General features: G+C 72.1%; 15 protein-coding genes. 8 read left to right on the top strand and 7 right to left on the bottom strand.

Annotated elements, in window-relative coordinates:
- Positions 1–40: 40 nt before the first annotated feature.
- Positions 41–1228, bottom strand: a complete 1188-nt coding sequence (locus ACWIGU_RS34605) for an acyl-CoA dehydrogenase family protein (protein ID WP_454405631.1) — start codon at positions 1226–1228, stop codon at positions 41–43.
- 79 nt (positions 1229–1307) lie between these two features.
- Between ACWIGU_RS34605 and ACWIGU_RS34600 the strand changes: the two genes are divergently transcribed.
- From ACWIGU_RS34600 to ACWIGU_RS34590, 3 genes are all read left to right on the top strand, one after another.
- Complete coding sequence (locus tag ACWIGU_RS34600) at positions 1308–1955, top strand: TetR/AcrR family transcriptional regulator (protein ID WP_356280268.1); 648 nt, start codon at positions 1308–1310, stop codon at positions 1953–1955.
- 43 nt (positions 1956–1998) lie between these two features.
- The gene (locus ACWIGU_RS34595) at positions 1999–2709 is read left to right on the top strand and encodes an ArsR/SmtB family transcription factor (RefSeq protein WP_454405630.1); all 711 of its coding nucleotides are present in this window, start codon (positions 1999–2001) and stop codon (positions 2707–2709) included.
- Positions 2710–2820: 111 nt separating this feature from the next.
- A complete protein-coding gene (locus ACWIGU_RS34590) occupies positions 2821–3876 on the top strand; it encodes an urea transporter (RefSeq protein WP_454405629.1) in 1056 nt (351 codons plus the stop codon).
- Here ACWIGU_RS34590 and ACWIGU_RS34585 read toward each other — a convergent pair.
- The 3 genes from ACWIGU_RS34585 to ACWIGU_RS34575 all read right to left on the bottom strand — a co-directional run bounded on the left by ACWIGU_RS34585 (position 3842) and on the right by ACWIGU_RS34575 (position 7865).
- On the bottom strand, positions 3842–5170 hold the full coding sequence (locus ACWIGU_RS34585; protein WP_454405628.1) for an MFS transporter: 1329 nt from the start codon (positions 5168–5170) through the stop codon (positions 3842–3844). The genes ACWIGU_RS34590 and ACWIGU_RS34585 overlap by 35 nt on opposite strands.
- A gap of 197 nt (positions 5171–5367) precedes the next feature.
- Entirely contained in the window at positions 5368–6450 is a 1083-nt protein-coding gene (locus ACWIGU_RS34580; RefSeq protein WP_454405627.1) for a Zn-dependent alcohol dehydrogenase, read from the bottom strand.
- 26 nt (positions 6451–6476) lie between these two features.
- The gene (locus ACWIGU_RS34575; RefSeq protein ID WP_454405626.1) at positions 6477–7865 is read right to left on the bottom strand and encodes an aldehyde dehydrogenase family protein; all 1389 of its coding nucleotides are present in this window, start codon (positions 7863–7865) and stop codon (positions 6477–6479) included.
- A 268-nt stretch (positions 7866–8133) separates the two neighbouring features.
- Here ACWIGU_RS34575 and ACWIGU_RS34570 point away from each other — a divergent pair, with 268 nt between their 5' ends.
- The 3 genes from ACWIGU_RS34570 (at position 8134) to ACWIGU_RS34560 (ending at position 17010) form a co-directional block, all read left to right on the top strand.
- Positions 8134–10722 carry a S8 family serine peptidase gene (locus ACWIGU_RS34570; RefSeq protein ID WP_454405625.1) on the top strand — a complete coding sequence of 863 codons (2589 nt, stop codon included), beginning with the start codon at positions 8134–8136 and terminating at the stop codon, positions 10720–10722.
- Positions 10722–13652, top strand: a complete 2931-nt coding sequence (locus tag ACWIGU_RS34565) for an FG-GAP-like repeat-containing protein (protein ID WP_454405624.1) — start codon at positions 10722–10724, stop codon at positions 13650–13652. Before ACWIGU_RS34570 ends, ACWIGU_RS34565 begins: the two co-directional genes overlap by 1 nt.
- Before the next feature lie 88 nt (positions 13653–13740).
- A complete protein-coding gene (locus ACWIGU_RS34560; RefSeq protein ID WP_454405623.1) occupies positions 13741–17010 on the top strand; it encodes an ATP-binding protein in 3270 nt (1089 codons plus the stop codon).
- A 177-nt stretch (positions 17011–17187) separates the two neighbouring features.
- Here the strand turns inward: ACWIGU_RS34560 and ACWIGU_RS34555 are convergent, their stop codons facing one another.
- From ACWIGU_RS34555 to ACWIGU_RS34545, 3 genes are all read right to left on the bottom strand, one after another.
- Positions 17188–18456: an MFS transporter gene (locus ACWIGU_RS34555; RefSeq protein WP_454405622.1), complete on the bottom strand. Its 1269-nt coding sequence runs from the start codon at positions 18454–18456 to the stop codon at positions 17188–17190.
- Between the two features lie 5 nt (positions 18457–18461).
- Entirely contained in the window at positions 18462–19892 is a 1431-nt protein-coding gene (locus ACWIGU_RS34550) for a CitMHS family transporter (protein WP_454405620.1), read from the bottom strand.
- Positions 19893–20099: 207 nt separating this feature from the next.
- Positions 20100–20714 (bottom strand): TetR family transcriptional regulator, encoded by a 615-nt coding sequence (locus tag ACWIGU_RS34545; protein ID WP_454405619.1) that lies wholly within the window; start codon positions 20712–20714, stop codon positions 20100–20102.
- 205 nt (positions 20715–20919) lie between these two features.
- Between ACWIGU_RS34545 and hmgA the strand changes: the two genes are divergently transcribed.
- On the top strand, positions 20920–22245 hold the full coding sequence (gene hmgA, locus ACWIGU_RS34540; RefSeq protein ID WP_454405618.1) for a homogentisate 1,2-dioxygenase: 1326 nt from the start codon (positions 20920–20922) through the stop codon (positions 22243–22245).
- Between the two features lie 41 nt (positions 22246–22286).
- Positions 22287–23036: a GntR family transcriptional regulator gene (locus ACWIGU_RS34535; protein ID WP_454405617.1), complete on the top strand. Its 750-nt coding sequence runs from the start codon at positions 22287–22289 to the stop codon at positions 23034–23036.
- The last annotated feature ends 7 nt before the right edge of the window (positions 23037–23043 follow it).

The following is a 23043-nucleotide window of genomic DNA, read 5'->3' as shown; positions in this document are numbered from 1 at the left end:
GGGGGCGCACCCCCATCCGCTCGCGTACTCAGAAACGTACTCAGAAGGCCGATACGCCGGTGAGCGCGCGGCCGATGATGAGCTTCTGGATCTGGCTGGTGCCCTCGTAGAGGGTCATGACGCGGGCGTCGCGCAGGAGTTTGCCGACCGGGTACTCGTCGATGTAGCCGTAGCCGCCGAAGACCTGGAGGGCGTTGTTCGCGCAGCGCACCGCGGCCTCGGAGGCGAAGAGCTTGGCCTGGGAGGCGGCGGTCGCGAAGTCCTCGCCGCGGTCGATGAGGTCGGCGACGCGCCAGGTCAGCAGGCGCGCGGCGTCCACGTCGACAGAGATGTCGCTGATCAGCTCCTGCACCAGCTGGTACGAGGCGATGGACTTGCCGAACTGCTCGCGCTCCGCCGCGTATCCCACGGCGGCGTCGAGCGCGGCCTGCGCGATGCCGACGCAGCCCGCGGCCACCGACATGCGCCCCTTGGCGAGCGCCGACATGGCGACGGAGAAGCCCTTGCCCTCCGGGCCGAGCATCGCGGAGGCGGGCACGCGGACGTCCTCGAGGACCAGCTCGGCGGTGGCCTGGCCGCGCAGGCCGAGCTTGCCGTGGATGGTGCGGCGGGTGAGGCCGGGGGTGTCCGTGGGGACGAGGAAGGCGGTGACGCCCTTGTGTCCGGGGACGTCGGTGGAGCGGGCGAAGAGGAGGACGACGTCGGCCCAGGTGCCGTTCGTGATGAACATCTTGGAGCCGTTGATCACGTACTCTCCCCCACTCTCGGCTCCGCTCGAGCGGGAGGGGCCCCCATCGTCGCGGACGGCCCGGGTGGTGAGGCTGCCGGCGTCGGAGCCGGTGCCGGGCTCGGTGAGCCCGAAGCAGCCGAGGGCCTCGCCGGCCGTGAGCCGCGGCAGCCACTCCCGCTTCTGCTCCTCGGTCCCGTACGACTGGATCGTCTTGGTGACCAGGCCGAGCGAGACGGAGACGATGCCGCGCACGGACGAGTCCCCGCGCCCCAGCTCCTCCGTGACCAGGCAGTACGCGAGGTGGTCGCCGCCCGAGCCGCCGTACTCCTCGTCGATGGTCAGGCCGAGGAAGCCGACGTCGCCGAGCTTCTTGACGATGCCGCGGTCGACCTCTTCGGCGCGGTCCCAGCCGACGACGTTCGGGGTGATCTCGCGCGCCACGAAGTCCCTGGCGAGCTGCCTTGCGGCCGCCTGCTCCTCGCTGAGCTCCAGATTCATGGACCACACCTCAGGCATAAGTGAATGAGCACTAAATTAGCACTGCTAGTTTTTGGCTGACAGCCCTACTATGTGCCGCATGGCCCGACCGCGCAAGCCCCTCCTGAGCAGAGACCGCATCGTCACGGCGGCGCTCTCTCTCGTCGACGCCGAGGGCCTCGCGGCCGTCTCCACGCGGCGGCTCGCCGCCGAGCTGGGCGTGAGCGGCCCCTCGCTGTACAACCACTTCCGCACCAAGGACCAGATCCTTGAAGCGGTCGCCGACGCGGTGAGCGCGCAGGTCGACCTGTCGATGTTCGACGCCGCGGACGGGCGCGACTGGCGCACGTCCCTGCACGACTGGGCGGTGTCCTACCGGGCGGCCCTGCTCGCGCACCCCAACATCGTCCCGGTGCTCGCCCAGGGGCCCGGGCGCAGGCCCGCGGGGCTCCGGCTCGCCGACGCCGTGTTCGGCTCGATGGTGGACGCGGGCTGGCCCCCGGCGCAGGCCACGTCGATCGGCGCGCTCATGCGGTACTTCGTGACGGGCTCCGCGCTCGGCTCCTTCGCCGGGGGCTTCGTCGACGACGAGACGGCGTACGACCCCGCCGACTACCCCCACCTCGGCCAGGCCCACCTGCTCGCCGACCGCCAGGAGCTGATCGACGAGCGGGCCTTCGAGACGGGCCTGCGGGCGCTTCTCGACGGGCTGGCGCAGCAGTACGAGCAGGTCGCGGCGCTGCACTGACGTTTCGGCCGTCACCGAACCGTGCCGGGCGCATGCTTGACCCATGAAGTCCAGGGAACCGGGGGCACCGCGCCTCGCCGCGCTCGCCGCACTGATGGCCGACGAGACCCGCGCGGCCTGTCTGCTCGCCCTGCTCGACGGGCGGGCGTGGACCGCCGGTGAGCTCGCGCGGCACTCGGGGGTGGCCGCCTCGACCGCGAGCGAGCATCTGGGCAAGCTCGTCGCGGGCGGCCTGCTCGCCGAGGAGCGGCAGGGGCGCCACCGCTATGTGCGGCTCGCGGACGCGCGCGTGGCCCAGCTCGTGGAGGAACTCGCGGCGTACGCAGCGCCGGACGGCGGGGAGCGGCCGCGAACGCTTCGGGCGGTGAGCGCGCGGGACGCGATGGCTCGCGGGCGGACCTGTTACGACCATCTCGCGGGACGCCTCGGCATCGCCCTCACGGACGCGCTCGTCCGGCGCGGGGATCTGCGCACGGACACGGGATTCGCGCTGACCTCACAAGGGGTGGACCTGTTCGCCGCGTTGGGGATCGGTCTTGAGCGGTCGGGGCGCCGGCCCCTGGCGCGGGCGTGCCTGGACTGGACCGAGCGCCGGCCGCATCTCGCGGGGACGGCGGGCGCGGCGCTGTGCAGCCACGCGTTCGACGCGGGCTGGGTCGTGCGGATCGGGTCCGAGCGGGCCGTGAAGGTCACGCCGGACGGGGAGCGGGTGTTCGGGGACGCCCTGGGGATCGAGGCGGCGGCGCTCCGCTAACCGGGAGGGGGCTTCCTGCCGCGATAGGACCCTTCTTCCGGACTTCGGGGGATGTCGGTAAAGTGCGTCCGTTCTGCTCGGCGAAACAGGGACGTAACACGGGGGCACGGGATGTGGCAGGCCAAGAACGGCCCAACTCCTGGCGAATCAGCCCTTAACTGGGGTGCGGGTTGTAGGCAATTCGGCGTTCAGGTCCTGCGGGGGCAGGCTCAGGTCGTCTTTCTGTCCAGTGCCCCGGCCGGTGCGCTCCTCGCCGTGGCGCTGTTCGCTGCGGGGTGGGGGTACGGGCTCTACGCGATCGCGGGAACGGCGCTCGGCACGGCCACCTCGCGGCTGCTGGGCGCGGACCGCGAGCGCGTCTCGACGGGCCTCGAAGGGTTCAACGCCTGTCTGACGGCGCTGTGTTTCGCGGTGTTCCTGGGCGCCGGCCATCTGTCGACCGCGCTGCTCGCCGCCGCCGGCTGCGTCGTCGTCACCGTCGTCACCGCGGCCGTCGTCAATCTGCTCGGCGTGTGGAACCTGCCGTCGCTGACGCTCCCCTACTGCCTCCTCGCGAGCGCGATGACCATCGCGGCACCGGGGTTCGAGCGGATCTGGCACCACGGCGACGGCCTCGCCGCCCTCACGAGCGCGGCGACCGGGACGGCTTCGCTCGGCTTCTCCGATCTGTGGCACGGGTTCTTCACGGGCTTCGCCGAGATCTTCTTCATGCCGCAGTGGTACGTCGGCGCGCTGATCCTCACCGCGCTCCTCGTCGCGAGCCGCAGAGCCGCCGCCGTGGCGGGCCTGGGCAGCCTCGTCGGGAACCTCTCCGCGTGGGCGCTCGGCGCTCCCGCCGCCCAGATCGCCGACGGGATCATGGGCTACAACGCGATCCTCGTGGCGCTGGCCCTGTGCGGGGTGTTCCTGGAAGCGGGTCCGCGCACTCTCGCGTACGCGGTGGTGGGCGCGTTCACCGCGACGGCCTCGACGCCGGCCATGGCGGCGGTGTTCGCACCGTCCGGCGGGCACACGTTCACCTGGCCGTTCCTCCTGACGACGTTCGCCTTCCTGGCGGCGGCCCGGTCCTTCCCCGGGCTGCGGCCATCGGCCCCGGCACCCGCGGTGCCGGAGCCGATGGCGGCGGGGGCGCTCAGCGCGCCGCCGCCCGCCCCGCAAGCACCTTGATGGAGATCAGGGCGATCACGCCGAGCCCGATGATGTAGCCGGAGACGGCCATCGACGTGCCGGTCGCCTCCAGGAGCAGCACCATCACGAACGGCGCGAGTCCGCCGCCGAACACGGCGGCGATCTGGTAGCCCAGCGAGGCTCCCGTGTAGCGCATCTCAGCGGTGAACAGCTCGGCGAACAGCGCGGCCTGCGGCCCGTACATGATGCTCAGGAAGCAGCTGGTGACGAAGGTGCCGACGGCCAGCCAGAGCAGCGAGCCCGTGTCGATGAGCAGGAACATCGGCACGGCCCACACGACGAGGCCCGCCGCGCCGAGTGCGTAGATCCGCAGCCGTCCGATGCGGTCGGAGAGGGCCGCCGACGCGGGGATCAGGGCGAGCTGGGTGAGGCTGATGCAGAGCGAGACGGTGAGGACGGCCTCGCGCTCCATGCCGAGCTCACGGGTCGTGTAGTCGAGGACTCCCGTGATGATGATGTAGAAGGTCGCGGTGTTCACGGCGAAGGAGCCGCCCGCGAGGAAGACCGTGCCGAGGTGTTCGCGCAGGATTCTGCGCAGCGGGGAGCGGGAGCGCTCCGCCTCCGCCTTCGCCAGTTCCGCTTCCGCGGCCTTGAACTCCGGGGTCTCCTCGACCTTCGCGTGGATGTACCAGGCAAGGGCCAGGACGAGCAGGCCCACCAGGAACGGGAGCCGCCAGCCCCACGCGGTGAAGGCGCTGTCGCTGGTGAGGGCGCCGGCGACGAGGAACACGGTGTTGGCGGTCACCACGCCGATGGGGACGCCGAGTTGGACGAGGCTGCCGTAGAGCCCGCGCTTGCCCTCGGGGGCGTACTCGGTGGCCATCAGCATCGCGCCGCCCCACTGGGCGCCGACGGCGAGGCCCTGCACGACCCGCAGGGCGACGAGGAGGATCGGCGCGGCCACGCCGATCGTGTCGTACGTGGGGAGCAGGCCGATGCCCGTGGTGGCGAGGCCCATCAGGGTCAGGGCGAGGACCAGCATGGGCTTGCGGCCGCGCTTGTCGCCGAGCTGGCCTGCGATGACACCGCCGAGCGGGCGGGCCAGGAACCCGACGGCGAAGGTCGCGAAGGCGGCGAGCACGCCGGCCGACGAGCTGCCGGAGGGGAAGTAGAGGTCGCCGAGCACGAGGGCGGCTGCGATGCCGAAGACGAAGTAGTCGTACCACTCGACGGCCGAGGCGAGCGCGGCGGCGGTGGCGACCTTTCGTCGGGCACGGGTCTCGGCTTCGGAGGAAGCGGTGGCTGCGGGGCGAGCGGATGGTGCCGTGTCCATGCGTGCACACTCCGGTGACTGCGGGGAGGGGACGGTCCGCGGCGCCGCGGTGCCGGGAACATACTGACCGGACGGTACGCGGGTCAACGGGTTGCGCAGCAGGAGTTTTTGCCTGGACATGGGCAAGCACGGGCCCCGTGCGGGCAGCCCTGTGGCCCCGGCCGCGCGGGGCGTCCGGGGTCACGGGAATCGCTGGTCTAGAAGACGACCAGCGCCCGTCCTCCCTTGCCCGCGACCATGTTGTCGAAGGCGGCGGGGATCCCGTCGAGGGCGATGTGTTCGGTGACGAGCGCGCTCAGGTCGAGGCGGCCCGCGCGGATGTGCTCGGCCAGGACCGGGAGGTCCTTCGCCGGGTCGGAGTTGCCGTAGACGCAGCCGGAGAGCGTGCGGCCGAAGTGGAAGAGCTCCAGGGCGTTGAAGGTGACCTGCTGGTCCTTGCCGCCGATGCCGACGACCGTGGTGCGGCCGCCGCGCCGCGTGGACTCCCACGCGGTACGGATGGTCACGGCGCGGCCCACGCACTCGACCGCGACGTCCACGCCCTGCTTGCCGGTGAGGCCGCGGATCTCGCGTGCGGTGGTCTCACAGGCCACGACGTAGTCGGTGGCGCCGGCCTTGCGGGCCAGCTCCTCCTTCTCCGGGGAGACGTCCACCGCGATGATCTTCGAGGCGCCGGCGATGCGGGCCGCCTGGAGCGTGGCGAGGCCGACCCCGCCGACGCCGAACACGGCGACCGTCTCGCCCTCGCGGACCCGCGCCGAGTGGTGCACGGCGCCGTATCCGGTCAGCACGGCGCAGCCGAGGAGGGCCGCGTCGGTGAGGGGCACGCCCTCGGGGGCGCGCAGGACGCAGTTCGCGGCGACCACCGTCTCCTCGGCGAACGCGGCGACGTTCAGGCCGGGGTGGAGATCGCCGCCGTCGTCGGAGCGGTGGGCGTACACGGAGCCCGCGCCGGTGAGGGCGTCGGCGCACAGCCACACCTCGCCGAGCGAGCAGGCGTGGCACTTTCCGCACGCGGGCGCCCAGTTGAGGACGACGCCGTCGCCGGGTGCGACATGGGTGACGCCCTCGCCGGCGGAGACGACCGTGCCGGCGCCCTCGTGGCCGAGCACGGCAGGGACGGGCACGCGCATCGTGCCGTTGGTCAGGGACAGGTCGGAGTGGCAGACCCCGGCGGCGGCGAGCCTGATGCGGACCTGGCCGGGGCCGGGTTCGGGCAGGTCGATCTCCGTGATCTCCAGGGGAGAGCCGACGGCGGGCAGTACAGCGGCGCGGACCATGGTGTTCGTGACTCCCTGAACTCGGCTCAGAACTGAAGGGACTTGGTCTGGAGGTACTCGCTCATGCCGTGCGAGCCAAGCTCACGACCTACCCCCGACTGCTTGTAACCGCCGAACGGGGCAAGGGGGTTGAAGCGTCCGCCGTTGATGTCGACCTGGCCGGTGTCCATGCGCCGCGCGAACGCGACCGCCTCGGCGTCGTCGGCCGCCCAGACGGCGCCCGCGAGGCCGTACACCGTTCCGTTGGCGATGCGCAGGGCGTCGCCCTCGTCCTCGTAGCGGATGATCGAGACGACCGGGCCGAAGATCTCCTCCTGGGCGATGGTCATCTCGGGGGTGACGTCGGCGAAGACGGTCGGGCTGACGAAATAGCCCTGTTCGCGCGGGGCGTCGGGGCCGCCGGCGACGAGGCGGGCGCCCTCGGCGACGCCCTTCTCGATGTAGCCGCGCACCCGCGTGTGCTGCTTGGCGTTGACGAGCGGGCCGATGCGGTCGCCGTACTTGGCGGCGGCCTCGGCGGCGAGGGCGACCGCCTCGTCGTACTGGGAGGTGTGGACGAGCATGCGGGTCCAGGCGCTGCACGTCTGGCCGGAGTTGCCCATGACGTTCGCGATGCCGACGCCGACGGCCTTGGCGAGGTCGGCACTCGGCAGGATGACGTTGGCGGACTTGCCGCCGAGTTCGAGGGCGACGCGCTTGACGGCCGCGCCCGCGGTGGCGCCGATCTGCTTGCCGATGGCGGTGGATCCGGTGAAGGAGACCAGGTCGACGCCCGGGTGCTCGGCGAGTGCCTGGCCCGCGACGGGGCCGAGGCCGGTGACGAGGTTGAACACGCCCGCGGGGATGCCCGCTTCGTGGACGGCCTCGGCGAAGAGCTGGGCGGTCAGCGGGGTGTCCTCGGCGGGCTTGAGCACGACGGTGCAGCCAGCCGCGAGCGCGGGGGCGACCTTGGCGACGATCTGGTGGAGCGGATAGTTCCAGGGCGTGATCGCGCCGACGACGCCGACCGGCTCGGCGTAGACGGTTGAGTTGCCGACCTTCTCCTCGAAGGCGTACGAGGCGGCGAGTTCGGCGTACGAGCCGGCCACCAGGATCGGCACGCCCGCGTGCACCATCTGCGAGAACTGCAGGGGCGCGCCGAGTTCGGCGGTGACCGTCTCGGCGATCTCGTCCTTGCGGGCGACGAGGACGTCGCGCAGGGCGCCGATCCTCGCGGCGCGTTCGGCGGGCGGGGTCGCGGCCCAGGCCGGGAACGCCTCGTGGGCGGCGAACACGGCGGCGTCGACGTCCTCGGCGACACCGGCCGGGACATGGGCGATGACCTGCTCGTCGGCCGGGTTGACCACCGCGATCGTGTCCGTGCCGGCGGCGACCCGCCACTCGCCGCCGATGTACATCCCGTCGTGGGCCTTCATGGCTCTCCTCCCGGTACCGCGTGTGCGCTGCTGGCCGTCCTGCGCCCCAAACTAGCGGCGTTAGTTTTTGGGCGCCAGGGGCCACTTCCATGGCTCCCGTCACGGTGCCACGCCCAGCGCGCGAAGTCCGCCTCGTCCAGGCCGGTAATGCGCCAGTAACGGCCCCCTCCTAGCGTCCCGGACCAGCCCGCCCCGCCGCCCGTACCTCCCTCTCGTGGGTACGGGCGGCGGGCGGGCTCCCCCGTACCAGTCCTGGAGGAGCGCTCCTATGCACCTGCCCCGATCCCCCCGGCGCAGATCCTTCCCCAAGTTCTCGACTTCGCTCGAACAGGGGAGACCCCATTCATGGGCAGTGGCCGCGATCACGGCGGCCGCCGTCCTGATCGGCCCGGCCCCCGCCTTCGCACAGTCCGACGCGGCAGCGAAGGGCACCGCCCCGAAGAGCACCGCCAAGGTCGACTCCGCCGTTCTCGACACCGTCGGGAAGGGCAAGGAAGCGACCTTCTTCGTCGTCCTCAAGAAGCAGGCGGACCTGTCCGAAGCGCAGGGCAGGAAGTCGCACGAGGCCAAGGCGAAGGCGGCGTTCGCCGCGCTGCGCGCCGAGGCGAAGGACAGTCAGCAGCCCCTGCGGTCCTACCTGGACAAGGAGAAGGTCGGCTACGAGTCCTTCTGGATCGCCAACGCGCTCAAGGTGACCGGCGACGAGCGGCTCGTCCAGGACCTGGCGAAGCGCGCCGACGTGGCGAGCATCGTCAAGGAGCAGAAGTACCAGCTGGACGCCACCGAGAGCCAGGTGTCCGACGCGGCCACCGACGCCGACCCTGTCACCCCCGAGTGGGGCGTCAAGGACATCAAGGCCGATCAGGTCTGGGACCAGTACGACGACCGGGGCGAGGGCGTCGTCATCGCCAACGTCGACTCGGGCGTCCAGTACGACCACCCGGCGCTGAAGGCCGCCTACCGCGGCAACAACGGCGACGGTTCCTTCACGCACGACTACAACTGGTACGACCCGACCGGCCAGTGCCCCACATCGGCGCCCTGTGACAACAACGGCCACGGCACCCACACGATGGGCACCATGGTCGGCGCGGGCGGCGTCGGTGTCGCGCCCGGCGCCAAGTGGATCGCCGCCAAGGGCTGCGAGTCCAGCTCCTGTTCGGACTCCTCGCTGCTCGCGGCCGGTCAGTGGATCCTCGCGCCGACCGACCACAACGGCCAGAACCCGCGCCCCGACCTCGCCCCCGACATCGTGAACAACTCCTGGGGCGGCGGCGACACGACCTTCTACCAGGACATCGTCGAGGCGTGGAACGCGGCGGGCATCTTCGAGGCGTTCGCCTCCGGCAACGACGGTGACGGCGTGACCTGCTCGACCGGCCACGCGCCGGGCTCGCAGGCACCGGCGTACGGCGTCGGCGCCTACGACGTCGACGGCAAGATCGCGTCCTTCTCCGGCTTCGGGCCCTCCCGGCTCGACGGCTCGATGAAGCCGAACATCTCGGCCCCGGGCGTCAACGTCCGCTCCACCTGGCCGGGCAACACCTACAAGGCGATCTCCGGTACGTCGATGGCGACCCCGCACGTCGCGGGCGCCGTGGCCCTGCTCTGGTCGTCGGCCCCCTCCCTCATCGGCAACATCGACGAGACCCGCAAGATCCTCAACGAGGGCGCCGTCGACGTCGACGACACACACTGCGGCGGCACCCCCGGCGCGAACAACGTATGGGGCGAGGGCAAGCTCGACATCTTCGCCTCCGTCGACAAGGCCCCGCACACGGCGGCCGTCGTCACCGGCAAGGTCACCGACAAGGCGACGGGCTCCGCGCTGTCCGGCGTCACCGTGAAGGCATCGGGGGCCACCTCGACCCGTACCGTGACGACCGCGGCCGACGGCTCCTACCGGCTGACGCTTCCGGCGGGCACCTACGACTTCGCCCTCGGGGGCTACGGCTACGCGGACGGCGCCAGGTCGGGCGTCACCGTCACCACAGGCGAGCAGGCCACCGAGGACTTCGCCCTGAGCGCGGTCGCCTCGCACGCCGTGTCCGGCACCGTCCTCGACGTCACCGGCAAGCCGCTCGCCAAGGCCACCGTCCAGGTCGCGGGCACGCCCGTCGCCTCCGTCACCACGGACGCCACCGGCCACTTCACCCTGCCGAAGGTCGCCGAGGGCTCGTACACGCTGACCGCCGCGCCCGCCGCACCCGTCCTGTGCAACGGCACGTACAACGGCAAGCTGACCGTGGACAGCGACGAGACGCTCACCGCCCGCGTGCCCGCCCGATCCGACAGCGCCGGCAACAGCTGCACCCCCGCCACGTACTCCTGGATCGCCGGCAGCAGCAAGGTCGCGCTCAGCGGAGACGAGGACGCCAGGACGATCGCGCTGCCCTTCCCGGTGAAGCTGTACGGCGTCTCCTACTCCAGCGCGAGCGTGACCACGAACGGCCTGATCAACTTCATGGAGCCGCGGCTCGGCGACTACGAGAACGTCGCACTTCCGTCCGCGGACAAGCCGAACGGCACCGTCGCCGCCTTCTGGGACGACCTGACCCTGGACAAGAAGTCGAGCGTGCAGACCTCCACCACCGGTACGGCCGGCAGTCGGAAGTTCGCCGTCGTCTGGAACAACGCCACCTTCGCGAACGGCAGTTCGGGCCGTGTCTCCTTCGAGGCCGTCTTCGACGAGGCCACCGGCGCCGTCACCCTCCAGTACCTCGCCGTGCCGGGCGGCGGCGCCAGCGCCACCGTCGGCATCGAGAACCAGGCCGGCACCGACGCCCTCCAGTACTCCTTCGACGAGCCGGTCCTCACGGACAAGGCCGCCATCCGCATCGCACAGGGGACCAAGTGATGAGAAGCAACTCCCGGCGGGCGCTGCGGCTCGCCTCCGCGCTGGTCGCGGCCGGTCTGGCGCTGAGCGCCGCGCCGCCCGCCCTCGCGGCCGACGACGACGGTTCCCTGCTGACGCTGACGGACAGCCAGGCCGAGAAGCTCGCGGACCACGCCCGGCTCGACCCCTACGCGGACGCCGACCGCGAGACGGTCGACCCGCAGGGCGCGACCAAGGACTCCGGCGCCTCCGCCACGGACGGGCAGGGCTCCGGCTCCCACCTCGACGAAGGCACCGGCACCGACGGCGCCGTCACCATCTCCCCCAAGTCCGCGCTGGAAGGCGTGCGCGGCCTCGCCGCCACCGCCCCCGCCGGGGGCAAGGGCGGCGACTACTTCACCCTGCACAGCCTCGGCAGCGTCCAGCGCAGCAAGGCCGACGGCACCGCCCTGTGGCGCCGCGACAACGCCTCGCTGTACGCGGACTGGGGCGTCAAGAACTCCCGGCCCTGGCAGACCGAGCCGTACCCGGCGCGCATCGTCATGGGCTACAACGCGGTCAGCCCCTTCACACCGGCCTCCGACCAGGGGTACGTGACCGGCGACCTGACCGGCGACGGCGTGGACGACGTGGTGTTCTCGGCGAGCGTCGGCGTGAACCCGTACCGCCCCTTCACCTCGCCCGGCTCCACCCTCGCCAACGGCACCTTCGTCACCGTCCTCGACGGGAAGACCGGCAAGACGCTGTGGTCGAAGCTGTACGCGTACGCCTACAACGTGAAGCTGGTCGGCAGGACGCTCGTCGTCACGGACGCGCCGTACTACAACCTCAACTCCCCGGCCGCCGCGACCGCCACGGTCTCCGGCATCCGCTTCTCGTACGCCGACGGGGCGCTGAAGCCCACCGACACGTGGACGTACGACACGGGAGTGCGCACCGGCACCGCGTGGGGCGCCCTGGAGGACCTCGGCGGCGGCCTGGTCGCCGCGTCGTACAACCAGCGCAGGACCGCCACGACGGCCGGGCGCGGGCGCACCCTCGTGCTCGACACCGCCGACGGCAAGGTCAAGTGGCAGACGGACAGCCCTCTTTACTCGCGCCAGCTGCACCTGGACACCGCGCGCGGCCGGCTCGTGGCCCTGGAGCAGTCCGACCCGAACGTCGGCGTGAAGTACGAGATCGACTCCTACTCCCTGGCCGACGGCAAGCGGACCACGCTCGACACCCGGGTCAACGCGCTGCCCACCGACATGACGATCGGTGACCTGCGCGGCGACCGGAAGCCCGAGTACGTGGTCAGCGAGTCCACACTCGACCCGTACCTGTACATCAACGCCAACACCGTCCGCGTAGTAGACGGTTCGGACCCGTCCTCCCTGCAGTGGTCCTCCACCGTCAAGCGTGCCGCCGACAACGGCCACGACGGGCCGAGCGCGTGGAGCCTCGACGTGGTCGACGGCAGCCTCGTGACGGCCGCCCAGGACGACACGGGCATGAACTCCGCGGAGAACCCCGGGGGCGGGCAGTACGCCTCGCTCACCGTGTTCTCCGGCAGCGGCGACCTGCGCTGGAGGGAGAAGGGCGTCGGCGCCTCGCCGATGTTCGCCCAGGTCTACCGCGACGCCGACGGTCAGCACATCCGCACGGTCGACCAGAACCAGAACCTGCGCACCTACGGGTTCGGCAACGGCAAGCAGCAGGGCGTGCTGCCCTTCCAGGGCGATCTGTCGTCCTCGGCATCGGCCGACCTCGACGGCGACAAGAAGAACGACCTGGTCGTCGGCGGCAAGTCCAACGGCGTGTGGGCCTACTCGGGTCCCTCGCTGACCGCGGGCAAGCCGAAGCTCCTGTGGAAGGCCACCGTGCCGGGCCAGGTGCACCGGATCGAGAAGGGCGACGTCAACGGCGACGGCGTCGACGACTTCGCGGTGGCCGCGGACACGGCGGTCGCGGTCCTCGACGGCCGCACCGGCAAGGTCCTGGAACGCATCGACGGGAACGGGCAGTTCGTCCGCTCCGTGACGGTCGCCGACCTGGACGGCGACCACCGAGACGACGTCCTCGTGCCGACGGACAGGCTGCGGGCGTACCGCGGCAGCGACGGATCGGCGCTGTGGACGTACGCGGCGCCGGACAGCGCGGGAAGCGTCGTGTTCGGCGACCCCGCGGTGGGCGAGGGCCGGGTGTACGCGCAGTACACCAGCAGCGACTCCCTCGAGAAGGACTCGCCCGCGGTCGACGGCGTCGCACTCGACGCCGCGAAGGGCACCGTCCGCTGGACCGCCTCCCCGAAGGCCCCGGCCGAGGCGGTCGACGGCAAGCTGTACGGGGCCGTCCTGAAGAACGGCGTCTTCACGTCGTCGAAGATCCCGTACGCCGACGGGCACGCGGTCGTCTACACGTGGATGACGGCGACCTCCACGACCGCCTCAGGCACTCCTGACGCGACCAGCCTGACCAACATCGTTGAGATCCGCGACAGCCGCACGGGCGAGGTCCTGCACCAGGGCCTGGCGGGCGGCGCCTGGACGCTCGGGAACTACTTCACCGGTCCGGAGGGGCTGAACCTGGCGGGGACCGCCGCGTTCCGCACCTACGCGGCCGGCGGCCAGGACTACTCGATGTTCACGCTGGCCACCACGGAGACCGGAGGCTTCCTGACCGGACCCGGCGGGAGGCGGCTCCTCGTCGCGGGCACGGATGCGGGCGCCGACCTCTACGACCCGGCCGTGCTCACCGCGGGCCGCAACTACCCCGGTGGGGTGGGCCGCGTGACGCTCATGGGCGCCAGGGAGTACTTCTCCGGCGACCTGGACGGTGACGGCGTCGACGAGCTCGTGAACCTCGGCTTCGACGAGACGGGCTTCGACCGGACGACCGAGCTGCTCGGCGGCCGGTACCTGAACCAGTTCACCGCCCTCTCCCAGATGACGGTGAACACGCTCTCCTGACGGGCAGCGCCTAGTTCCTCCAGGCCCCCCCGGCGTCGGCTCGGGGGGCCTGTGGCGTGCCCGGAGGGGGGAGTTAAAGTGCGCCCTTATGGGCGCGGAAGAGACGTACCACGGCACGCAGCCCGCTCCCCCACTGCTGCGCCTGCACCTTTTCGGCGGGTTCCGGGCGACTCGCGACGGCGGTCCCGCGCTCGCCGAGCGCTGGCCGCGCCCCAGTGCCCGCGCCCTCGTCAAACTCCTCGCGGTCTCCCCCGGCCACAGCCTGCACCGCGAACAGGCCATGGACATCTGCTGGCCCGACGCCGACCAGTCGTCCGCGCTCGGCAGCCTGCGCGTCGCCCTGCACGCCGCACGGCGCGCGCTGGAACCGGAACTCGCCCCGCGCGCCGCCTCCTCGTACCTCACCGCCGACGGGGCGCTCCTGCGGCTCGCTCCGGACGCCGTCTGGATCGACGCCGACCACGCGGAACGCCTGGCGGACCAGGCGCTCGCGGCGGGCTCGTCCCCACAACTCGCCGCCGCTCTCGAAGCGTTCACCGGCGAGCTGCTGCCCGAGGACCGGTACGCGCCCTGGGCCGAGGCCCGGCGCGAGCAACTGGCCGTGGTGTCCGAGCGGGTGCGGATCGCCCTCGCCGATGCGCTCCTCGACGAGGGTGCCCCGGAGGAGGCGGCCGCGGTCGCCCGGCGGGCCCTGGACGAGAACCCCGCCGACGAGCGCGCCCATCAGATCCTGATCGGCGCCTATCTGCGCCAGGGCCTGCGCCGCCAGGCCGTCCGCCAGTTCCACGCCTGCCGGGAGTCCCTGGACGCCGAACTCGGCGTGCGGCCGGGGCCCGAGACCGAGCGGCTCCATCTGCTCGCCCTCGACAGCGGCAGCTCCGCGGCCCCGGCGGCCCGGCCCGCGGGCGGCTTCGCCCCGCCGGCCGCCCTTCGCGGCCCGGCACCCACGCCCCTGCGCGGGCGCGAGGCGGCGCTCGGCCTGCTCCTCTCGCCCGACGCGCCACCCGTCCAACTCGTCGGCGGCGAGGCGGGACTCGGCAAGACGCGCCTGGTGACCGAGGCCGCGCGGCGGGCCGCGGGCGAGGGCGCGGCGGTGCTGTGGGGCGCGGGGCACGACGCGGAGGGGCACACGCCGTTCGGGGCTTTCGTCGAGGCGCTCGACGGATGGCTCGCGGACCGGCCGCCCGCCGAACGGGCCCGCGCCGGCGCCGAGTACCCCGAACTGGCCTCGCTGCTCCCGTCGCTCGGCCAGGCCGGCGGCGGCGCGGAACGCAGTCCCGAGGAGGAGCGGGAGCGGCTGTTCCGCGCGGCGGCCGGGCTGCTCGGCGACCTCGCGGGAACGGCGCCCGTGCTGGTCGTCCTCGACGATCTGCACGCGGCCGACACGGGCTCGTTCCAGCTCCTCGGGCATCTGGCACGGCGGGCCAGGACGGCCCGCGGCCCCCTGCGCTTCGTGGTGACGTACCGCGCGGAAGAGCTGACCGAGAACGATCCGCGCCGCGCGGGTCTCGACTCACTCGTACGCCAACGGCTCGCGCGCCACGTGGACCTGGGCCGCCTGGGCCGCGACGACTGCCTGACGCTCGCCGCCGACGCGCTGGGCCTGCCGGCCGGCGCCGACGTGCCCGGAAGGGTGTGGGACCTGTCGCTCGGCAACCCGCTGTTCGCCCTCGAACTGGCGCGGGCCTTCGGTGACGGACGCCGGGGCCTCGGCACGGACGGGAGCGACGCGGAGCCTCGAACACCTTCGGGAGTACAGCAGTTGGTGGCCGCACGGCTCGCCGGGCTCGGGCCCGCCGCCCGACGCGTCGTGGAGGCCGTGGCGGTGGCCGGCGGGGACGCCGCGCTCGCCGAGGTGCTCGACGTCGCGAGCGCGGGGCTGCACCCGCTGCTCTCCGTGGCCGAGGCGACGTCCGGCGCCGACGCGGCCGTCGCGGCCTCGGTCCTCGCCGAACGGGACGTCGTCGCCGACGGGCGCACCGTGTCCGGTCTCACCTTCCGCCATCCCCTCGTACGCCTCACCTGCTACGAGCGCCTCTCGGCCGCCCGCCGCCGCCTCCTCCACTCGGCGTACGCGGAGGCCGTGCTGCGGCGCAGGCCCGATGCCGTGGACACGCTCGCCGCGCATCTGACCCGCGCCGACGACCCGCGCGCCACCGGCTATCTCCGGCAGGCCGCCGAGCGGGCCGCCGCCCTGTGCGCGAACGACACCGCGGACCATTACTACGCCCAGCTCACCGACCGTCTCGACGCGTTCGCCGCCGAGTCGGCGCGGGCCAGGATCGACCGGGCGGCCGTGCTGCGCCGCATGGCGCGGTACGAGGACGCGGCGCGGGTGCTGCGCGAGGCTCTCGACGACCTGACGCGCCGCGGCGACGCGGACGGGCGCGTCCTGGCCTCGGCCCGGCTCGCCGAGGTCCTCGCGAAGACCCGCTCCACGGAGGAGGGGCTCGCCCTCCTCGACGCGGCGCCGCCCGCCGCGGGAACGGCGCCCGAGGCGGCCACCGCGCACCATCTCGCCCGCTCGATCCTGTACTTCGTCACCGGGCGCTACCCGGAGGCCGTCACCGCGGGAGAAGCGGCGCACGCGGCGGCGCTGCGCGTGACGGGTCCCGAGCAGCGCGGCCTGCTCGCGCGCTCGCTCGCCACACAGGCCACGTCGCTGGCCCTCGCCGGGCGCTTCGCGCAGGCCAGGCCCGTCGCGGACCGTGCGCTGCCGCACGCGGAGGCGTACGGGGATCCGCAGTTGCTCGGCTCGGTCCTGTCCGTCCTGCGGGAGCACGCGCGCCGGTCGGGGCGACTGCGGGAGGCCGTGACGACGGGCGAGCGTGCCCTCGCGCTGGCCGAGCGCTCCGGCGACCCGACGGCGGCGGCCTTCGAGCGGGCCAATCTCGCCGAACTCCATCTGCTCCTGGAGGAGTACGACGCGGCGCACGACCTCGCGCAGGACGCGGTACGCGAGTCGGAGCCGCACACGGGCTGGTGCGCGCCGTATGCGCTGGCCGCGCTCGCACGGGTACGGATGAGGTCGGGTGACGCGGAGTCCTGCGCCGCCCTCCTGGACCGCGCGGGCCGGACCGCCGACGCGCAGGGCGACCGGCAGGCCCAGCAGGAAGTACGGCTGGCCCGGGCCGAGTTGGGTGTGCGCCGGGGCCGTCCCGAGGAGGCGCTGACCCTGCTGGCGGGCACGACGGACGCGGGCCACCTCCCGGCCTGGGCCCACCTGGAGGCGGGCCGCCCCGCCCAGGCGGCAACGCTCGCCGAGGCCGAAGCGACCCGCGCCCAACAGGCAGGCGAACGCCTGGCGGAGGCGGAGGCCAGGGCCATATTCGGCCGGGCCAAGGCCGCGCTGAGCTAGGCCCTTTCAGCCCCTGCGGCGCCCGCTGTCCAGCCCTTCCGGCTCCGCAACCATTCAGCCCCTCCGGCGCTTGAGGAGCGGGCCCGGGGCCGAGCCCAGGTTCAGCAGACGGCCGGTCCGGGCCGTACCAACCCCCACCAACCAGCCCCGCCTTCAGCCCTCCGACGCCCCGCCCATTCAGCCCCTCCGGCGTTTGAGGAGCTGAATCCGGGGCGGAGTCCCGGTTCGGGAAGGGGCGGGCTTGGGGAAGAGCCCCCGCCCGGAGGACCCCCCACCCCCGCTCCGCATCCCAACCCCCGCCGCCCCCACAAGAAGTACGCCCAGCATCAAGAACGGCGCCGCGACACCAGCAACCCCCGCCACGAGCCCGGCGGCGGCCGGCGCCGCGACCTGCCCCAGCCGGTTGCCGGTGAGCCGCAGCGCGAGCGCCGTCGACCGGGCCTCATCAGGCGCGGCCTGGACGACCGTGGTCATCGACAGCGGCTGCCCGACGCCCAGGCAGAACCCGAGCACGGCAAGCATCAGGGCGAGCGCCCACACCGGCACAGGCAGCGCCATCCCCGCACACATCACCCCGCCGACCAGACAGGTGGTCGCGAGGAGCGCCGCACGGCCGAGGCGCCGCAGCATCGGCGTCATGACAAGCCGGCAGGCGATCGTGGCGGCCGCCCGCAGGCTCAGCAGCAGACCGACGACGGAGGGCGCGATCCCCCGGTGCTCGCCGACGACCGGCAGATACGCCGTGAGGATGTCCGTCGCGGACAGGACCGCGAGGGAGATGAAGATGCCGCCGGGCACACCCCGGGTACGCAGGATCCGGCCGACCGGCACGCGCGGCCCGGCAGGTGCGGCCGCACCCGTCGTCGTACGGGGGTGCTCGATGCGCCACAGCGAGGTGAAGGAGGCCGCGGCGACGGCGGCCGCGACGAGCAGCGCGAGCGCACTCGTCGCCCCCAGGTCGGGCCCGCCGATGAGCGCGCCCGCGGCGATCGGCCCGATGAGCTGACCGAGGGAGGCGCCGATCGTGAAGTGACCGAAGTTGCGGTCCTGTTCGGCCGGAGCCGACTGCCGGGCGACGATCGACTGCGCGCCGATCACGAACGACAGGTGGCCGAGGCCCATCACTCCGCTCCACGCGGCCATCGCGGCAAGGGAGTCGGCCGTGCCGCTGAGCGCGCAGCCGCCGGCGATGAGGACGACGCCGACGGGCAGCAGCGGCGCACACCGGCCGTGGTCGGTGCGCCGGCCGAGCGGTACGGCCGCGAACAGGGGGAGGAGCGCGTACACGCCCGCGATCACACCGATCGCACGCTCGTCCGCGCCGAGCGCGAGAGCCCGGTAGGAGACGGCGGGCCGCGCCATCGACACCGCCCCCTGCGCGAAGCTGAAGGCGATGACGAGGCGGAGCAGCCAGCTTCTCCTGCCGGGCTCTGCAGTGAGACTCATCGGGGTCAGAGGATCCCGAAGAGGAATCCGGCGCCGAGGATCACTAGCGCGGTGAGCGCGGCCCATTTGACCGTGAATTTCGTGTGGTCGCCGAACTCGACCTTGGCCATGCCGACGAGGACGAAGACGGCGGGGACGAGCGGGCTCGACATGTGCAGCGGCTGGCCGATGAGGGAGGCTCGGGCGATCTCGAGGGTGGAGACGCCGTGCGCGTTACCGGCCTCGGCGAGGACGGGCAGGATGCCGAAGTAGAAGCCGTCGTTCGACATGAAGTACGTGAACGGGATGGACAGGACGCCGGTGACGAGCGCCATGTGCGGGCCCATCCAGTCGGGGATTCCGCCGACGACCCACTTGGCCATGTGGTCGACCATGCCGGTGCCCTGGAGGACGCCGGTGAAGACGGCGGCGGCGAAGACCATGCCGGAGACGTTCAGGACGTTCTCGGCGTGGGCGGCGATGCGGGCCCTCTGGTCGGGCATGTGCGGGAAGTTCACCGTGAGGGCGAGCGCGGCGCCCAGGATGAACAGGACCGGGATCGGCAGCCACTCCATGATCATCGCGGTGAGCAGCGTGACCGTCATGAGCGCGTTGAACCAGTAGAGCTTGGGGCGCAGGGTGGCGCGGTTCGGGTCGAGGGCCGCGAAGGTCTCGCCGTCCTCGTTCTCGTACGAGGGCGCGTCGGAGCCGGAACCGGAGCCGCCGGAGGCCTTCTTGCCGGAACCGGAGCCGGAACCCGTACCGCCGGAGGCGCCGGCGCCCACGAGCACCTTCTCGTCGGACGTCTCGGTGACGGTCTCGGTGACCTCGTCGAGGGAGAGGTAGCCGAGGCGCTTGCGCTCGCGGCGGCCCAGGACATAGGCGAGGGCGAAGACGAAGAGCAGGCCGACGGCGAGCGCCGGGATCATCGGCACGAAGATGTCGCTGGCGTCGAGCTTCAGCGCGGTCGCGGCGCGGGCGGTGGGGCCGCCCCAGGGCAGCGTGTTCATGACGCCGTTCGCGGTCGCGGCGACACCGGTCATCACGATCAGGCTCATCTTGAGGCGCTTGTACAGCGGGTACATCGCCGAGACGGTGATCATGAAGGTGGTGGAGCCGTCGCCGTCGAGGGAGACGATCGCCGCGAGCACGGCGGTGCCGACGACGATGCGGACCGGGTCTGCCTTCGCGAACTTCAGGATGCCGCGCACGATCGGGTCGAAGAGACCGACGTCGATCATCAGACCGAAGTAGACGATGGCGAACATCAGCATCGCCGCTGTGGGCGCGAGGTCACCGATGCCCGTGACGACGTAGTCGCCGAGCTTGGCCCCCTTGCCCACGAAGACGCAGAAGAGAGCCGGAATGAGCACGAGCGCCGCGATCGGCGACACCTTCTTCATCATGATCAGCACCAGGAAGGTGGCAATCATGCCGAAGCCGAGGATGGTCAACATGTGGATACCTAACGTTCGCCCTTGAACTTCCACCGGGGCCTTGCAGTCAGCGAGACGTTAGGGCGCGCACATCAGCGTTAACAAGATGTTGACGTGCGAGCAATAAGCGCAAAACTCCAGGTCACAGGGTTGGTCGGCGATCGAGGGTGTCGGCGGGGACGATTTCGGTGCTCCCGGTACCCGCCGCCGGCGGGGCCGGCCCCCGGATCAGTCCAGCACCCGCGCCAGATAAGCCCGCAGAAGCTCCCGCGTCTCCGCGATGACTTTCTCGTCGCCTGCCGGGTCGAGCCGGAACGCGAGGCGGACCAGGGCGTCCGCCGATTCCACGGCGACGAGGAACGTGCGCCGCAGGGTGTCGTCGGGCGTGCGGTCGAGGTGAACGGCGAGCAGGTCGGTGAGGCGGTCCGTGAGGCGGTGGTTGGGCCCGGCGTCGGCGCCGACGGGGATCTGGTTGCCGAAGTCGACGAGGGAGAAGCCGGGGGCGGTGCGCTTCATGGCGAGGTACTCGTCGAGGACGGCGTCCATCGCGGCGCGCCAGTCGCCCGCGGAGATCCCGGCGAGGCGCCGGGCGATCCGCTCGGCGTAGCGCTCCAGGTTGCGTTCGGCGAGGGCGTCGACGAGGGCGCGTTTGTTGCCGAAGAAGCGGTAGACGGAGCCGATGGGCACTCCGGCGCGACCGGCCACGGCCCGGGTGCTGAGCTCGTCGTAGCCGCCTTCGTCGAGCAGCTGCGCGCAGGAGTCGAGTATGCGGCTGAGGCGTTCGGCGCTGCGCTGCTGGACGGGGGCGCGGCGCATGGAGGCGGTGTGGGGTACGGGGTCCACGGCTGTCACCCGCCCCCGGTTCCGGCGCTCACGAGCGCCCCGCGGTGCGCGGCGGCGTACAGGGCCGCCCCCGTCCACGGCAGTCCCGGCGTCGTCCACGGCATGCCCCGGAGAGTAGAGGACTGTTCAGCTTCGCGGAGAGCTCTTGCGCAAGGAAAAAGGGAATCCTACGGTTGAGCATAGGAATCATGGACGAGGGAGCGACATGCGTGACGCGAGGAAGACCGCCGAGGGGCTTGCCTACCTCTCGGGCTTCGGCAACGAGCACAGCTCGGAGGCGGTGCCCGGCGCTCTGCCCCACGGACGCAACTCGCCGCAGCGCGCCCCGCTCGGTCTGTACGCGGAGCAGTTGAGCGGCGCCGCGTTCACCGAGCCGAGGGCGCACAACCGGCGTTCGTGGCTGTACCGGATCCGTCCGTCGGCCGCGCACCCGGCGTTCGTACGGGCGGACAACGGCGCGCTGCGCTCCGCCCCGTTCACCGAGTCCGTCCCCGACCCGAACCGGCTGCGCTGGAACCCGCTGCCCGAGCCGGCCCCCGGCACGGACTTCCTGGCGGGTCTGTGGACGCTCGGCGGGAACGGCGACGCGGCCCAGCGCACCGGTATGGCCGTGCACCTCTACCACGCCAACTCCTCCATGACGGACCGGGTGTTCAGCGACGCGGACGGCGAGCTCCTGATCGTCCCGGAGCGCGGCGGGCTGCTGCTGCGCACCGAGTTCGGCCTGCTGCACGTGGACCCCGGCCATGTCGCGCTGATCCCGCGCGGGGTCCGTTTCCGCGTCGAACTCCTCGACGGCGATGCCCGCGGCTACGTCTGCGAGAACTACGGCTCCCCCTTCCGGCTGCCCGACCTGGGCCCGATCGGCGCCAACGGCCTGGCGAACGCCCGGGACTTCATGGTCCCCGTCGCCGCGTACGAGGACACCGAAGGGCCGGTGGAGGTGGTGAACAAGTTCTGCGGAAACCTCTGGCGCGCCACGTACGGCCACTCGCCGCTCGATGTCGTCGCCTGGCACGGCAACCATGTTCCGTACGTCTATGACCTGCGCCGTTTCAATGTCATCGGGTCGATCAGCTACGACCACCCGGATCCTTCGATCTTCACGGTCCTCACCTCGCCGAGCGACACCCCGGGGCTCGCGGGTGTGGACTTCGTGGTGTTCGCGCCGCGCTGGCTGGTCGGCGAGGACACGTTCCGGCCGCCGTACTTCCACCGGAACGTGATGAGCGAGTACATGGGCCTGATCGAGGGCGCCTACGACGCCAAGGCGGCCGGCAAGGGGGGCTTTGTGCCGGGCGGTGGTTCGCTGCACAACATGATGTCGGCCCACGGCCCGGACCGTGAGACCTTCGACAAGGCGTCGGCGGCCGAGCTCAGGCCGCAGAAGGTCGACGACGGGCTCGCCTTCATGTTCGAGACCAGGTGGCCGGTGACCGCGACCGCCCAGGCGGCGCAGGCCGATCACCTCCAGCGCGGCTACGACGACGTGTGGAGCGGCCTCGAACGGCACTTCAGGCCGTCGCCCTGAGCCCGTTGCACTGAACGCGCCCGACCGATACGGATAGCCCCGTGACCTCTTTCGCCCCGGACTCGATCGTCCTGAACCGCAAGCTGCCGCTCTGGTATCAGGTGTCGCAGTCCCTGCGCGCCTCCATACTCGGGCGCTCCCCCGACGACCCGCTGCGCCTGCCCACCGAGGAACAGCTCGCGGGGCACTACGGGGTGAGCGTCCTGACCATGCGGCAGGCGCTCAAGGAGCTGGAGGACGAGGGGCTCATCACCCGGCACCGCAGGCGCGGCACCTTCATCGAACCGGCCGCACTGCGGGGGGCGCCGGTGCGCCTCCTCGGTTCGGTCGACGCCATCGTGGCCCAGCAGTCCGGCATGACGACCGAACTGCTCGACCACGGCACGGTGCCGGTGCCCGGCGCGCTCGCCGAGCACTTCCCGGGGGCCGAGACCGTGGCGACGTACCACCGGCTGCGCTGCGACGAGAAGACCGGCGAGCCGACGAACCACGCACGCAACTACATCAGGGCCGACCTCGCCGGCCGCGTCGACCTGGCCGACCTGGTGCGCTGGCCGATGACGAAGGTCCTGCGCGACGTCGTCGGCGTGCGCATCAGCCGGATCACCGACACCGTCGAGGCCCGGCTCGCGGACCCGGAGACGGCCCGGCTCCTCCAAGTCCCGCTGCTCAGCCCGATCCTGCACTACACGGGCATCACCTACGACGAGGACGGCCGGCCGCTGGACGTCGCCGTCATCCACTACCGCGGCGACCGGTTCTCGTTCACGGTCACCCTCGACGCGCACTGACCGCGTC

Source organism: Streptomyces sp. NPDC055400 (assembly GCF_053644375.1).
Note: the sequence above shows the minus strand (reverse complement) of the source record. Positions and strands in the feature narration are given on the sequence as shown.

What these genes read in the sequence shown, in the direction of transcription:
- ACWIGU_RS34605 (WP_454405631.1), bottom strand. Translation starts at nt 1,228, where the DNA reads ATGAATCTGGAGCTCAGCGAGGAGCAGGCGGCCGCAAGGCAGCTCGCC.
- ACWIGU_RS34600 (WP_356280268.1), top strand. Translation starts at nt 1,308, where the DNA reads ATGGCCCGACCGCGCAAGCCCCTCCTGAGCAGAGACCGCATCGTCACG.
- ACWIGU_RS34595 (WP_454405630.1), top strand. Translation starts at nt 1,999, where the DNA reads ATGAAGTCCAGGGAACCGGGGGCACCGCGCCTCGCCGCGCTCGCCGCA.
- ACWIGU_RS34590 (WP_454405629.1), top strand. Translation starts at nt 2,821, where the DNA reads ATGTGGCAGGCCAAGAACGGCCCAACTCCTGGCGAATCAGCCCTTAAC.
- ACWIGU_RS34585 (WP_454405628.1), bottom strand. Translation starts at nt 5,170, where the DNA reads ATGGACACGGCACCATCCGCTCGCCCCGCAGCCACCGCTTCCTCCGAA.
- ACWIGU_RS34580 (WP_454405627.1), bottom strand. Translation starts at nt 6,450, where the DNA reads ATGGTCCGCGCCGCTGTACTGCCCGCCGTCGGCTCTCCCCTGGAGATC.
- ACWIGU_RS34575 (WP_454405626.1), bottom strand. Translation starts at nt 7,865, where the DNA reads ATGAAGGCCCACGACGGGATGTACATCGGCGGCGAGTGGCGGGTCGCC.
- ACWIGU_RS34570 (WP_454405625.1), top strand. Translation starts at nt 8,134, where the DNA reads ATGCACCTGCCCCGATCCCCCCGGCGCAGATCCTTCCCCAAGTTCTCG.
- ACWIGU_RS34565 (WP_454405624.1), top strand. Translation starts at nt 10,722, where the DNA reads ATGAGAAGCAACTCCCGGCGGGCGCTGCGGCTCGCCTCCGCGCTGGTC.
- ACWIGU_RS34560 (WP_454405623.1), top strand. Translation starts at nt 13,741, where the DNA reads ATGGGCGCGGAAGAGACGTACCACGGCACGCAGCCCGCTCCCCCACTG.
- ACWIGU_RS34555 (WP_454405622.1), bottom strand. Translation starts at nt 18,456, where the DNA reads ATGAGTCTCACTGCAGAGCCCGGCAGGAGAAGCTGGCTGCTCCGCCTC.
- ACWIGU_RS34550 (WP_454405620.1), bottom strand. Translation starts at nt 19,892, where the DNA reads ATGTTGACCATCCTCGGCTTCGGCATGATTGCCACCTTCCTGGTGCTG.
- hmgA (WP_454405618.1), top strand. Translation starts at nt 20,920, where the DNA reads ATGCGTGACGCGAGGAAGACCGCCGAGGGGCTTGCCTACCTCTCGGGC.